9 protein-coding genes are annotated in these 13,891 nt (G+C 69.6%); all 9 read left to right on the top strand.

What is annotated here, in order from left to right; translation table 11 throughout:
- The first annotated feature begins 63 nt into the window (after positions 1-63).
- The 9 genes from AC0VYB_RS10505 to AC0VYB_RS10465 all read left to right on the top strand — a co-directional run bounded on the left by AC0VYB_RS10505 (position 64) and on the right by AC0VYB_RS10465 (position 13,842).
- The gene (locus AC0VYB_RS10505) at positions 64-333 is read left to right on the top strand and encodes an HGxxPAAW family protein (protein WP_009377179.1); all 270 of its coding nucleotides are present in this window, start codon (positions 64-66) and stop codon (positions 331-333) included.
- Positions 330-1,118, top strand: coding sequence for an indole-3-glycerol phosphate synthase TrpC (trpC, locus tag AC0VYB_RS10500; RefSeq protein WP_009377180.1), 789 nt, complete (start codon positions 330-332; stop codon positions 1,116-1,118). The genes AC0VYB_RS10505 and trpC overlap by 4 nt, the downstream gene beginning before the upstream one ends.
- Positions 1,119-1,154: 36 nt before the next feature.
- Positions 1,155-2,366, top strand: coding sequence for a tryptophan synthase subunit beta (gene trpB, locus AC0VYB_RS10495; protein WP_101623740.1), 1,212 nt, complete (start codon positions 1,155-1,157; stop codon positions 2,364-2,366).
- Positions 2,363-3,142, top strand: coding sequence for a tryptophan synthase subunit alpha (gene trpA / locus AC0VYB_RS10490; RefSeq protein ID WP_167560902.1), 780 nt, complete (start codon positions 2,363-2,365; stop codon positions 3,140-3,142). The genes trpB and trpA overlap by 4 nt, the downstream gene beginning before the upstream one ends.
- Positions 3,139-4,263, top strand: a complete 1,125-nt coding sequence (gene lgt, locus AC0VYB_RS10485) for a prolipoprotein diacylglyceryl transferase (RefSeq protein WP_475384687.1) — start codon at positions 3,139-3,141, stop codon at positions 4,261-4,263. The genes trpA and lgt overlap by 4 nt, the downstream gene beginning before the upstream one ends.
- A gap of 187 nt (positions 4,264-4,450) precedes the next feature.
- Positions 4,451-9,136, top strand: coding sequence for a glutamate synthase large subunit (gene gltB, locus AC0VYB_RS10480; protein ID WP_475384686.1), 4,686 nt, complete (start codon positions 4,451-4,453; stop codon positions 9,134-9,136).
- Positions 9,129-10,571: a glutamate synthase subunit beta gene (locus tag AC0VYB_RS10475; RefSeq protein WP_063250260.1), complete on the top strand. Its 1,443-nt coding sequence runs from the start codon at positions 9,129-9,131 to the stop codon at positions 10,569-10,571. Before gltB ends, AC0VYB_RS10475 begins: the two co-directional genes overlap by 8 nt.
- 115 nt (positions 10,572-10,686) lie before the next feature.
- Complete coding sequence (pyk, locus tag AC0VYB_RS10470) at positions 10,687-12,225, top strand: pyruvate kinase (protein WP_063250261.1); 1,539 nt, start codon at positions 10,687-10,689, stop codon at positions 12,223-12,225.
- A gap of 183 nt (positions 12,226-12,408) precedes the next feature.
- Positions 12,409-13,842, top strand: coding sequence for a dicarboxylate/amino acid:cation symporter (locus AC0VYB_RS10465; protein ID WP_063250262.1), 1,434 nt, complete (start codon positions 12,409-12,411; stop codon positions 13,840-13,842).
- Positions 13,843-13,891 lie beyond the last annotated feature (49 nt).

Raw genomic sequence — 13,891 nt, 5'->3', positions numbered from 1 at the left:
AGAGCACACCGTCGGACGTGACACAATGAGAGAGTACTTGAGCACGTCAGCGTAAGGAGCGCCATGTCGCAATCCGTCGCCCGTTCGGGCGCCACCGATCTCGATAAGTCCACGATCGACTACGCCGCCATCGCCGACCCCGGCCACGGCAACTCCGTCGCCGGCTGGACCGGTGTCATCATCATGCTCGTGGGACTGTCGATCGGCTGCGTGGGCTTCACGATCCACAACCCGACGATCGTCTACGCAGGCGGCGGGGTCGCCGTGGTCGGCCTCATCGTCGGCATGATCCTGCGCGCCGTCGGACTGGGAACCAAGCCGAAGCGCCGATGACCGTCCTCGATGACATCATCGTCGGCGTCCGCGAGGACCTCGAGGCGCGTCGCCGCGAGGTCCCGCTGTCCGCGGTCGTCGAGTCCGCCCGTGCGGCGGCTCCGGTGCGCACCTTCGACCTCGACGCCGACTTCGGCGTCATCGCCGAGGTCAAGCGCCGCTCACCCTCGCGCGGCGACCTCGCCGACATCCCGGACCCCGGCACTCTCGCCGGCCTCTACGCCGCCGGCGGAGCCCGGGCGATCAGCGTCCTCACCGAGGGCCGTCGCTTCTCCGGCAGCCTCGCCGACCTCGACGCCGTCCGGGCGGCCGTCGACGTGCCGGTGCTGCGCAAGGACTTCATGGTCGACGAGTACCAGTTCCACGAGGCCCGTGCCCACGGGGCCGACCTCGTCCTCCTCATCGTCGCCGCTCTCTCCCCGGCGCAGCTGCGTGACTTCCACGACCTCGCGGCCTCCCTGGGCATGACGGCCCTCGTCGAGACCCACAGCGTCGCTGAGATGGAGACCGCGATCGACATCGGGGCCCGGCTCATCGGCGTCAACACCCGCAACCTCAAGGACCTCAGCGTCGACACGGCCCGGTTCGCGCCGCTCGCCGAGCTCGCCCCTGCCGGGTGCACGCTCGTCGCCGAGTCCGGAGTCGCCGGCGTCGGCGACGTCGACGCCTACGCCCGCGCCGGTGCCGACGCCGTGCTCGTCGGCGAGGCCCTCGTCCGCGACGGCGACCCGCAGGCCGCCGTGGCCTCCTACACCGCAGCGGGCCGCGCGCATCAGCGCGCCTGAGACCCTGACCGCAGGCACACGAACCGAAGGACAGCCATGACTGAGACCACGGAGACCGGACCGTACTTCGGTGCGTTCGGCGGGAGGTTCATTCCCGAAGCCCTCATCCCGGCGCTCGACGAGATCGAGGAGACCTGGCGGAAGTCCCAGGTCGATCCGGAGTTCACCGCAGAGCTCCGTGACCTGCAGCTGCGCTACATCGGTCGGCCCAGCCTGCTCACCGAGGCGACGCGGTTCGCCGCTCACTGCGGGGGAGCCCGCGTCTTCCTCAAGCGCGAAGACCTCAACCACACCGGCAGCCACAAGATCAACAACGCGATCGGGCAGGCGCTGCTCGCGAAGCGGATGGGCAAGTCCCGGCTCATCGCCGAGACCGGCGCCGGTCAGCACGGGGTGGCCACCGCCACGGCCGCAGCACTGCTCGGCATGGAGTGCGAGGTCTACATGGGCGAGGAGGACACCCGCAGGCAGGCCCTCAACGTCGCCCGCATGCGCCTGCTCGGGGCGAAGGTCAACGCCGTCGCCAACGGCACGCGCACCCTCAAGGACGCGATGAACGAGGCGATGCGCGACTGGGTCGCCAATGTCGGCAGCACCCACTACGTCATCGGCACCGTCGCCGGCCCCCACCCGTTCCCCGCCATGGTCCGCGCCTTCCAGCAGGTCATCGGCACCGAGGCGCGCGAACAGCTCCTCGAGACCGTCGGCCGACTGCCCGACGCTGTGTGCGCGTGTGTGGGAGGCGGGTCGAACGCGATGGGCATCTTCGCGGCCTTCCTCCCCGATGAGGACGTGAGCATCTTCGGCTTCGAGGCCGGGGGAGAGGGCATCGAGTCCGGCCGCCACGCCGCCCGGTTCTCCGGCGGTCGGCCCGGGGTCCTCCACGGCTCAGCCACGTACATCCTCCAGGACGAGGACGGTCAGACCCGACCCTCGCATTCGGTCTCCGCGGGCCTCGACTATCCCTCGGTGGGGCCCGAGCACTCGCACCTCCACGACACCGGCCGCGTCGTCTACGAACCGGTCATGGACGACGAGGCGATGACCGCCCTCCAGCTGCTCGCCCGCACCGAGGGCATCATCCCCGCGATCGAATCCGCCCACGCCCTGGCCGGGGCGATGCGGGTGGGTGAGCGGCTCGGACCCGAGGCGATCATCCTCGTCAACCTCTCGGGACGCGGCGACAAGGACATGACCACGGCAGCGACGTGGTTCGACTACTTCGACGAAGGAGCAGTGCAGGTATGACGACGACCGGAGAGACCGTCGACGCGGTCGCCGAGGCGGGGCGCAGTGCCGCCCTCATCGGCTACCTGCCCGTCGGCTTCCCCACCGTCGAGGGATCGATCGAGGCGATGACCGCTCTCGTCGAATCCGGCGTCGACATCGTCGAAGTCGGCCTGCCCTACTCCGACCCCGGCATGGACGGTCCCGTCATCCAACGGGCCGCCGAGGCGGCACTGGAGGGCGGCGTGCGCACGAAGGACGTCTTCACCGCCGTCTCCGCCGTCGCCGAGGCGGGCGGCACCGCCGTCGTCATGAGCTACTGGAACCTCGTCCTCCAATACGGGGTCTCCGCGTTCGCCCGTGATCTCGCCGCCGCCGGGGGAGCGGGGATCATCACCCCCGACCTCATCCCCGACGAGGCCGGAGAGTGGATGGCCGCGGCCGACGACCACGGCCTCGACCGGATCTTCCTCGCCGCGCCGTCGTCGACGCCCGAGCGCATCGCCACGATCGTCGACGCCAGCCGCGGCTTCGTCTACGCGGCCTCGACGATGGGAGTGACCGGGGTCCGCTCGAGCGTCGACGACCATGCCCGCGACCTCGTCGCCCGCCTCCGCGAGGCCGGTGCCCCGCACGTGTGCGTCGGACTCGGCGTCTCGAACCGCGAACAGGCAGCCGAGGTGGCCGCCTACGCCGACGGCGTCATCGTCGGCTCCGCCCTCATCCGCGCCCTCGACGAGGGCGGGGTCCCCGCCCTGCGCACACTTGCCGGCGAACTCCGGGAGGGCTGCGCATGAGCGACGTCGATCTCGTGGCCGAGATCCCCTCCCCGAGCTGGAGCGGCTTCTCGATCGGCCCGCTGACGATCCACGCCTACGCACTCTGCATCCTCGCGGGCATCCTCCTCGCCCTGTGGCTGACCTCGAGGCGCTGGCGCGCCCGCGGCGGCCACGAGGACGACCTGTGGAACATCGCGATCATCACGGTGCCCGCCGGCATCATCGGCGGACGCCTCTACCACATCTTCTCCACCCCCGACCCGTACTTCGGGCCGAACGGGAACCCGCTCGACGCGCTGAAGATCTGGAACGGCGGTCTCGGGATCTGGGGTGCCGTGGCCCTCGGCATGCTCGCCGCGTGGGCGGTCGCCCGATACCAGGGGATCAGGATCCTGCCGTTCCTCGACGCCGCCGCCCCCGGGCTCATCCTCGCCCAGGCCGTGGGCCGGTGGGGCAACTGGTTCAACCAGGAGCTCTTCGGGTCCCCGACGACCCTGCCGTGGGGTCTGCGCATCGACCAGTACGTCGACGGTCAGCTCAATCCCAACTGGCCCGACCCCGCGCTGCCCGCCGACACCCTCTTCCAGCCGACCTTCCTCTACGAATCCCTGTGGAACCTCGCCGGCTGCTTCATCCTCATCGTCGCCGCCCGCAGGCTCCGCCTCGGCCACGGTCAGGTCTTCGCGCTCTACATCTGCTACTACACGCTCGGCCGCGTGTGGATCGAGGCCCTGCGCATCGACGATGCCGAACTCGTCCTCGGGCTGCGGCTCAACATCTGGACGTCGATCCTCGTCTTCGCCGTCGGACTCATCTGGTTCCTCGTCTCCCGCTCCCGGCACAAGGAGCCCGAGACCTCGGTCTACGTTCCCGGCGCCCGAGCGCTTGCGAAGCACGGCCGGCACGAGGACGACGGATCCGACCACCCGAGCGCTCCGACGCCCGGACAGGCCGACGACGCGTCGCCGAGGCGGGCCGACAGCCCGTCGCCGCGGTCCGATCGGAGGCAGAGGACGGGACGCGGTGAGGACGAGAAGCCCGGATTCGGGTTCTTCGGAGCAGTCACCTCGGCGATCTCGATCATCCCCGACGTCCGCTCGCGATCCCGGGGAACGGAGGACGAAAAGTCCGGTCAGTGAGACGTTCTGGTCCACCTTTCGGTCCTTTCACGTTTTCGCCCACGCCGTCACGGGGTGTAGATTGGAAGCTCACACGTGAGAACCACGTCACACCTGTGCCCGAAGGACGACCTTCTGAGGGCGCGATGAAGCCAGTTCGAGACAGCGTCGTCTGCTGGAAGTTGACTAGACCCCGTGAAGGCAGCCGATGTCCCGTGACCCCTCAACGACCCCCGAGTTCCCGCAGCACCGCACCGGACTCTACGATCCCGCGCTCGAGCACGACGCCTGCGGGCTCGCCCTCATCGTCCGGTACCGCGGGGAGGCCGACCACCTCGTCGTCGAACAGGCCCTGAGCGCGCTGCGCAAGCTCGAACACCGCGGAGGCATCGCCTCCGACGAAGGCACCGGCGACGGAGCAGGCATCACGCTGCAGATCCCGCACGACTACTTCGCCGAGGTGCTCGCCGCCGACGGCATCACCCTCCCTGAGGCGGGAGAGTACGCCGTGGGCATCGGCTTCTTCTCCCAGGACTACCGCCGCGACCTCACCGGCGGACCGCTGGTCGAGAGCGACGCGGACTTCCCGACCGCCGGTCATGAGCCGCTCGCCGACGAAGAGGCGCTCGTGCGCCGCATCGCCGCCGAGGAGGGGCTCACCGTCCTCGCGATCCGCGACGTCCCCCGCGACGAATCCGTCCTCGGCGACATCGCACGGGCGACCCAGCCGCACATGCGCCACGTCTTCTTCGGCATCGACCCCCGCTACCCGGCCCGGGATGCCGACGATCTGCGCCGACGGGCCTACATCGTGCGCAAGCGGACCGACCATGCCGGCATCTACTTCCCGTCGCTGTCGCCGGCGACGATCACCTACAAGGGCATGCTCGCGACCGGTCAGCTCGCCCCGTACTACACCGAACTCCACGATGAGCGGGTGACCTCGCGCATCGCACTCGTCCACTCGCGGTTCTCGACGAACACGTTCCCGTCGTGGCAGCTCGCCCAGCCCTTCGGCACGATCGCCCACAACGGCGAGATCAACACCGTGCGCGGCAACCGCAACTGGATGCGCGCCCGTGAATCGCACCTCGCCTCGGACCTGCTCGCCTCCCCGGTGCCCGAGACCGACTCGAGCCTCGAGAGGCTCTTCCCGATCGTCCCGCCCGGGGCGTCGGACTCCGCATCGTTCAACGCCGTGCTCGAGCTCATGGTCGCCGCCGGCCGGCCTCTGCCGCAGGCCATGCTCATGATGATCCCCGAGGCGTGGGAGAACAATCCGGGCATGGGTGAGTCCCGCAAGGCCTTCTACGAGTACCACTCGCTGCTCATGGAGCCGTGGGACGGACCCGCCTGCGTCGGCTTCACCGACGGGCGCATCGCCGGTGCCGTGCTCGACCGCAACGGACTGCGCCCCGCACGCTACGTCATGACCTCGGACACGGTCGTACTCGCCAGCGAGATCGGCGTCGTCGACCTCCCCGAGGACGACATCGTCGGCCGCGGACGGCTCACCCCGGGCCGGATGTTCCTCGTCGACACGGAATCCGAGCGGATCATCTCCGACACGGAGATCAAGAACCAGCTCGCCACCCAGCACCCGTACGCCGACTGGGTCGCGGACTCGTCGAAGCGGCTCGAGGACCTCCCCACCCGCGTCCACGTCAGGCATCCGCAGTCCTCGGTGCGCCGCCGTCAGCGGACCTTCGGCTACACCGAGGAGGAGCTGCGCCTGCTCATCTCCCCGATGGCCGAGACCGGGGTCGAACCGCTGGGCGCGATGGGCACCGACACCGCGATCGCGGGGCTGTCCACCCGGCCCCGACTCCTCTTCGACTACTTCCACCAGAACTTCGCGCAGGTGACGAACCCACCGCTCGACTCGATCCGCGAGCACATCGTCACAAGCATGTCCGCGGGCCTCGGCCGGGAGGGCAACCTGCTCGAGCACTCGCGCCCGGACTCGGCGCACATCATGATCTCGCGTCCCGTCATCGACAACGACGAACTCGCGGCGATCGCCCACGTCCAGGGCGCCCACCTCGGCGTGGACAATCCCCGGCCGACCGTGACGCTCTCGGGCCTCTTCTCCGTCAATGCCGGACCCGACGCGATGGAGCGGCGCATCGAGGAGCTGTGCGCCGAAGCCGATGCCGCCGTCGAGGCCGGAGCCGTGTTCATCATCTTAAGCGACCGCGACTCGACGGCCGACCTCGCCCCGATCCCCTCGCTCCTGCTCACCTCCGCCCTCCACCACCATCTCGTGCGCCAGCGCACCCGCACCCGGGTGAGCATCGTCGTCGAGGCCGGTGACGTCCGCGAGGTCCACCATGTCGCGACCCTCGTGAGCTTCGGAGCCTCGGCGGTCAACCCGTACCTCGTCATGGAGACCGCCGAGGCGCTCGTGCGGGCCGACCGGCTGCGCGGGGTGAGCGAGGAGGCGGCCGTGGCCAACGTCCTCGGGGCGCTGAACAAGGGCCTGCTCAAGATCATGTCGAAGATGGGCATCTCGACCGTGCAGTCCTACCACGGTGCGCAGACCTTCGAGGCGATCGGCCTGTCCGAGGAGTTCATCGACCGGTACTTCACCTCGACCCCGCACCAGCTCGGGGGCAAGGGCATGACGGAGATCGCCGCCGAGGCGAGCGCCCGCCACGCCGACTCCTACCGCGACGACCACCCGCGGCCCTCCCACCGGCCGCTGCGCGTCGGCGGGGAGTACCAGTGGCGGCGTGAGGGTCCCGGGCACCTGTTCAACCCGGAGACGATCTTCAAGCTCCAGCACGCGACGGCGACGAAGCGCTACGACATCTTCGAGGAGTACACGAAGGCCATCGACGACCAGTCGCGGGAGCTCATGACCCTGCGCGGGCTCCTCGACCTCGTCCCCGGCCCCGACGGACCGATCGACATCTCCGAGGTCGAACCCGCCTCGGCGATCATGAAGCGGTTCTCCACCGGAGCGATGAGCTACGGCTCGATCTCGAAGGAGGCCCACGAGACCCTTGCGATCGCGATGAACCGGATCGGGGGCAAGTCGAACACCGGCGAGGGCGGCGAGGACACCGAGAGGCTCCTCGACCCCGAGCGCCGCTCGGCGATCAAGCAGGTCGCCTCGGGCCGGTTCGGGGTGACCAGCCACTACCTCACCGAGGCCGACGACCTGCAGATCAAGATGGCGCAGGGCGCGAAGCCCGGCGAGGGCGGACAGCTGCCCGGCGAGAAGGTCTACCCGTGGATCGCGAAGACCCGCCATGCCACGCCCGGCGTGGGCCTGATCTCCCCACCCCCGCACCACGACATCTACTCGATCGAGGACCTCGCTCAGCTCATCTACGACCTCGGCCGGGCCAACGCCCGCGCCCGGGTCCACGTCAAGCTCGTCTCCGCCGTCGGAGTGGGCACGGTCGCTGCCGGCGTGGCGAAGGCCGGCGCCGACGTCGTCCTCATCTCCGGCCACGACGGGGGGACGGGTGCGAGCCCGCTCAACTCGCTCAAGCATGCCGGGACCCCGTGGGAGCTCGGGCTCGCCGAGGCGCAGCAGACGCTCATCCTCAACGGCCTGCGCGAGAAGGTCGCCGTCCAGGTCGACGGCCAGCTCAAGACCGGGCGCGACGTCATCATCGCCGCTCTGCTCGGGGCCGAGGAGTTCGGCTTCGCGACGACGGCGCTCGTCGTCTCCGGGTGCATCATGATGCGCGTGTGCCACAAGGACACGTGCCCGGTCGGGGTGGCCACCCAGAACCCCGTCCTGCGATCGCGCTACCAGGGGCAGGCCGACCACGTCGTCAACTTCTTCACGTTCATCGCCGAGGAGGTCCGCGGCTACCTCGCCCAGCTCGGCTTCCGGTCCCTCGATGAGGCGATCGGAGCCGTCGAACGGCTGCGCATCGATGAGGAGCGGGCCGAGGCCTCGGGGCTCAACCTCCACCTCGACCAGATCCTCACCGTCCCCGGCGACCTCTCCGGAGACGTGTCGGTCAACCGGAAGAGCACAGGCCAGGTCTTCCGCACCTTCGCAGGCGAAGTCGACCTCACCTTCCTCGAGCAGGCGGAGGACGCCATCGCAACGAAGGCCCCGGTGACGATCAGCGCCTCGGTCGTCAACACCGACCGCAGCGTCGGCACCCTGCTCGGCCACCACGTGACGAAGACGTGGGCGGAGCGGGGACTGCCCGAGGACACGATCCGCCTCGAACTCCACGGCACCGCGGGGCAGTCCCTCGGCGCGTACCTCCCGCAGGGTGTGAGCATCGAGCTCTCCGGCGACGCCAACGACTACGTCGGCAAGGGTCTGTCCGGGGGCACCGTGAGCGTCCACCCGGACCCGGAGAACCGGACGCGGCCCGAGCACAACGTCATCGCCGGCAACGTCATCGGCTACGGCGCGACCGCGGGCAAGCTCTTCATCTCCGGCCAGGTGGGGGAGCGGTTCATGGTCCGCAACTCCGGCGCCGAAGCGGTCGTCGAGGGCATCGGCGACCACGGGCTCGAGTACATGACCGGAGGGATCGCCGTCATCCTCGGCGGCACCGGACGCAACTTCGCCGCCGGCATGTCCGGGGGCACGGCCTACGTCCTCGACTTCAACCCGGCCCGGCTCAACCCCGACGAGCGCGCCGCCGGCGTCTTCCGCTTCACGGGCGTCGGCGTCGACGACATGGAGGTCCTCGAGCGCCTCCTCGGCGAGCACCTCGAATGGACCGGCTCCCCGCTGGCCGGCGAGCTGCTTGCGGGTCTGCGCCGCGGGGAGGACGTCCTCTCGCGGTTCACGAAGATCATCCCCGTCGCCTACCAGGCGGTGCGCGACATCCAATCCGAGCTGCTCGCCGAGGGCGAGCTGCCCGACTCCGAGGCCGCCTGGCACAAGATTCTGGAGGTCACCCATGGCTGATCCGCACGGATTCCTCACCGTTCCCCGCCGCGAGCTGCCCGAGCGCCGCCCGGTGCCCATCCGCCTCCTCGACTACCGCGAGGTCTACGAGGCGGGCGATCCCGACCAGCTGCGCCGGCAGGCCTCGCGCTGCATGGACTGCGGGGTGCCGTTCTGCCATCAGGGCTGCCCGCTGGGCAACCTCATCCCGGAGTTCAACGATGCGATGTACCGCGGGGAGCTGCCGCGCGCCGTCGACCTCCTCCACGCGACGAACAACTTCCCCGAATTCACCGGCCGGGCGTGTCCGGCGCCGTGTGAGAACGCCTGCGTGCTCAGCATCAACCAGCCCGCTGTGACGATCAAGCAGGTCGAGGTGAGCATCGTCGACCAGGGCTTCGCCGCCGGTCTCATCCAGCCCGAGATCCCCGACCGGATCTCCGGGCACACCGTCGCCGTCATCGGCTCGGGCCCGGCGGGACTCGCCGCAGCCCAGCAGCTCACCCGCGCCGGGCACACGGTCGTCGTCTACGAACGCGACGACCGCCTCGGCGGCCTGCTCCGGTACGGGATCCCCGACTTCAAGCTCGAGAAGCAGCACATCGACCGCAGGCTGTCCCAGATGCGTGCCGAGGGCACCCGTTTCGAGACCGGGGTCGAGATCGGCGTCGACCTCACCCTCGAGGAGCTGCGCTCCCGCTTCGACGCGGTCATCGTGTGCACCGGTGCGACCGTGCCCCGGGACATGCCCGTCGAGGGTCGTGAGCTCGACGGCGTCGAGTTCGCGATGGACTACCTCGTGCCCTCGAACCGGGCGCAGGCCGGGGACGAGCCGACCCCGATCGACGCCGAGGGCAAGCACGTCATCATCATCGGCGGCGGCGACACCGGTGCGGACTGCCTCGGCACCGCGCTGCGGCAGAAGGCCGCCTCGGTGACGACGCTGGCGATCGGGGCGAAGCCGCCGGCCGAACGCAGCGAACGGGACCCGTGGCCGACGGTGCCGCGGATCTTCGAGGTCCAGACCTCCCACGAGGAGGGCGGCGAGCGGAAGTACCTCGCGTCGACGACGGGATTCGTCGGCGACGCCGAGGGCCGGGTCAACGGGATCGCGGTCGCTGAGACCCAGTTCGTCGACGGTCGCCGCATCCCGACGCCTGGCACCGAGCACCGTCTCGACGCCGACCTCGTCCTCCTCGCGCTCGGCTTCTCCGGACCCGAAGCCGAGGTGCTCGGGCTCGACGTCGCCGAGACGGGAGCCTTCGCCCGCGACGACTCCTACGCCGCCTCGGCGCCCGGTGTCTTCGTCGCCGGAGACGCCGGCCGCGGGCAGTCGCTCATCGTCTGGGCGATCGCCGAGGGGCGGGCCGCGGCCGCCGAGGTCGACCGGTTCCTCACGGGGTCGACGCGGTTGCCGGAACCGGTCCGTCCCCGCGACACCGGTTTCAAAGGCTAGAACGATCTGTGTCACAGACTGAGAACGAGCACATCGGTGTGCGCGGCCTCCGCGGGCGGAATCGACCGCCCGCGGAGGGTCGATCGTCCATCGCGGTGCAGGTAGGGTGGAATGCATGAGGCGAGCAAAGATAGTCGCAACACTGGGTCCGAATCAGAATTCCTACGAAGACATCCGCACACTCGTCGATGAGGGCGTCGACGTCGCGAGGTTCAACCTCAGCCACGGTCGCCGCGAAGAGCACGAGGAGAAGTTCGCCTGGGTCCGACAGGCCGCCCTCGACACCGGTCGGGCGGTCGCCGTCCTCCTCGATCTCCAGGGTCCCAAGATCCGCGTGGGGACCTTCGAGAACGGCAAGGAGATCCTCGAGGACGGGCAGACGTTCACGATCACCAGCCGCGACGTCCCCGGGACATCCGAGGTCGTGAGCACGACGCTCAAAACCCTGCCCTCCGACGTCTCGGTGGGCGATCCCCTTCTCGTCGACGACGGCCGGCTGCGGCTGCGGGCGACCGCGGTGACCGAGACCGACGTCGTCACCGAGGTCGAGATCGGCGGTCCGATCTCCAACCACAAGGGCATCAACCTCCCCGGCGTCCCGGTCTCCGTTCCGGCGCTGTCGGAGAAGGACATCGAGGACCTCAAGTGGGGTCTCGAGCTCGGCTTCGACTGGGTCGCGCTCTCCTTCGTCCGCAGCCCTGAGGATATCGACGACGTCCACGCCGTCATGGACGAGGTCGGGGTCCGTGCCCCGGTCATCGCGAAGCTCGAGAAGCCGCAGGCCGTCGAGCAGCTCGATGCGGTCATCGACGCCTTCGACGGGATCATGGTCGCCCGCGGCGACCTCGGCGTCGAACTCCCGCTCGAACAGGTCCCCATCGTCCAGAAGCGGGCGGTCGAGATCGCCCGTCAGCAGGCCAAGCCCGTCATCGTCGCCACGCAGATGCTCGAGACGATGATCGAGGCCTCGCGCCCCACCCGCGCCGAGGCGAGCGACTGCGCGAACGCCGTGCTCGACGGTGCCGATGCGCTCATGCTCTCCGGCGAGACCTCGGTGGGTGCGCACTGGGTCGAGGCGATCCGGACGATGAGCCGGATCATCTCCTCGACCGAGGAGCACGGGCTCGATCGGATCCGTCCGCTCGGCACCGTCCCGCACACGAAGGGCGGGGCCGTCACGGCCGCAGCCGTCCGGATCGCTGAGCAGCTCGACATCGATCTCCTCTGCACCTTCTCGCAGACCGGTGACTCGGTGCGGCGGATGTCGCGGCTGCGTCCGCGGTGGCCGATCCTCGGCTTCACCCCCGATGCGCAGGTCCGCCACCAGCTGGCACTCACCTGGGGTGTGCGTCCCTACCTCGTGAAGTCGGTGCGTCACACCGACCAGATGGCCCGTCAGGTCGACGCGGTGCTCCTCGCCGACGGAACCGCCCGCGAGGGCGACCAGTCGATCCTCGTAGCCGGCTCGCCCCCCGGAATCCCGGGCTCGACGAACGCACTGCGGATCCACACGATGGGCGATGCGGCCAAGGGTGTCGCCGCCGCGTACGCGGACGACTCGGACAGCGACGAGGATCCCCTCGCCGGCTACGGGGTCGTCCCGGAGGCGCCGATCACCCGGGACATCCCCATCGTGGGCGGCGACAGGAGCTGAGTCGCCGGCAGCGGGTGAGGGCCCGGTCGGAGGACACTCCGGCCGGGCCCTCTGCGTTGTCTCAGAATGTCATCCATGTCACCTCAGTTTGCGGAATTCGACAGATTGCTCAACAGTTGTGCAAGGAGTCGTACTTCGCCGAGGGCATCCGCGCGCCTCGGCACCGCCGTCGAAAGGAAGCATATGAGACTGCCGGCATGGTCGAAGTCCTTCGGAGTGCAGGTGACGATCGCCCTCGTCGCCGGCGTCGTCCTCGGACTCGTCGCCCGCTCGTGGGGACCGGTGAGCGAGGCGCAGGACAACTGGCTGGGGCAGACTCTCGAGACCATCGGGTCCTCGTACGTCACCCTCCTCAAGGCGGCGGTGGTTCCGCTCATCATCACCGCGATCATTGCGAGCATCGGCAACCTGAGGAAGGTGACCAACGCCGCCCGCCTCGCGGTCTCGACGCTGCTGTGGTTCGCGCTCACCGCCTTCATCGCCGTCGTCATCGGCCTGCTCATCGCCCTCATCATGCAGCCGGGCGTCCACGCCGATGCGAGCTCCCTGCAGGGCCAGGCGCCCGAACACGAGGGCAGCTGGATCGGGTTCCTCACCGGACTCATCCCGGTCAACTTCCTCGGCCTCGAGGTCTCGACGGCACCCGGTGACACCGGGGCGCTCGTCTCCGAGGTCGACTTCAACGTCCTCCAGCTCATCATCGTCTCCGGTGCCCTCGGGATCGCCGCCGTCAAGGTCGGCAAGGCCGCTGAGCCCTTCCTCGAGTTCGCCGAGGCGGCGCTGGCCGTCGTCCAGAAGGTCGTGTGGTGGATCGTGCGGATCGCCCCGATCGGCACGCTCGGCCTCATCGGCAACGCCGTCAACTCCTACGGGTGGTCCACGATGGGCTCGCTGCTGTGGTTCGTCGTCGCCGTCTACATCGGTCTCGCCGTGGTCTTCTTCATCGTCTACCCGACGATCGCGAAGCTCAACGGGCTCTCCGTGCGCCAGTACTTCTCCGGCGTGTGGCCGGCCACCCAGCTCGGCTTCGTCTCCCGGTCGTCGATTGGCACGATGCCCGTGACCCAGAAGGTCGCGACCGACAACTTCGGCGTCCCGCAGGGCTACGCGGCCTTCGCCGTGCCTTTCGGCGCGACGACGAAGATGGACGGCTGCGCGGCCATCTACCCGGCGATCGCCGCGGTCTTCGTCGCGCAGTTCTTCGGCATCGAGCTCGGACCCATCCAGTACCTGCTCATCGTCTTCGTCTCCGTCATCGGCTCCGCCGCGACGGCTGGGACGACGGGTGCGACGGTGATGCTCACGCTCACCCTGTCGACGCTCGGGCTGCCGCTCGAGGGTGTCGGACTGCTGCTCGCGATCGAACCGATCGTCGACATGGGCCGCACCGCGCTCAACGTCTCCGGACAGGCGCTCATCCCCGCGATTGTCGCGAAGCGCCACGGCATTCTCGATCAGCCCCGCTACGACGCCAAGCGCATCGACGGCTACGTGCCGGGAGCTGCCGAGGCGGCGGGCGGCACCGCTGAGGGCCGCGCCGCGGCTGATGCGGTTCCCGCCGACGGCTCCACGGCCCGAGGGCAGTCGGCCCCGGCTCGCGAGAGCATCGGCAGCTGAACCAGCCAGATCAGTGACGGCCGCCGGCATTCGTGCCGGCGGCCGTCTC

The sequence above is a fragment of the Brevibacterium sp. Z349TD_9 genome, assembly GCF_056173565.1.
The sequence above is the reverse complement of the archived record's forward strand: the minus strand, read 5'-3'. Positions and strand labels throughout refer to the sequence as shown.

Bases quoted from the DNA above. Each gene is read 5' to 3' on its own strand.
- AC0VYB_RS10475 (WP_063250260.1), top strand. From the start codon at position 9,129: ATGGCTGATCCGCACGGATTCCTCACCGTTCCCCGCCGCGAGCTGCCC.
- trpB (WP_101623740.1), top strand. From the start codon at position 1,155: ATGACTGAGACCACGGAGACCGGACCGTACTTCGGTGCGTTCGGCGGG.
- trpA (WP_167560902.1), top strand. From the start codon at position 2,363: ATGACGACGACCGGAGAGACCGTCGACGCGGTCGCCGAGGCGGGGCGC.
- lgt (WP_475384687.1), top strand. From the start codon at position 3,139: ATGAGCGACGTCGATCTCGTGGCCGAGATCCCCTCCCCGAGCTGGAGC.
- AC0VYB_RS10465 (WP_063250262.1), top strand. From the start codon at position 12,409: ATGAGACTGCCGGCATGGTCGAAGTCCTTCGGAGTGCAGGTGACGATC.
- trpC (WP_009377180.1), top strand. From the start codon at position 330: ATGACCGTCCTCGATGACATCATCGTCGGCGTCCGCGAGGACCTCGAG.
- gltB (WP_475384686.1), top strand. From the start codon at position 4,451: ATGTCCCGTGACCCCTCAACGACCCCCGAGTTCCCGCAGCACCGCACC.
- AC0VYB_RS10505 (WP_009377179.1), top strand. From the start codon at position 64: ATGTCGCAATCCGTCGCCCGTTCGGGCGCCACCGATCTCGATAAGTCC.
- pyk (WP_063250261.1), top strand. From the start codon at position 10,687: ATGAGGCGAGCAAAGATAGTCGCAACACTGGGTCCGAATCAGAATTCC.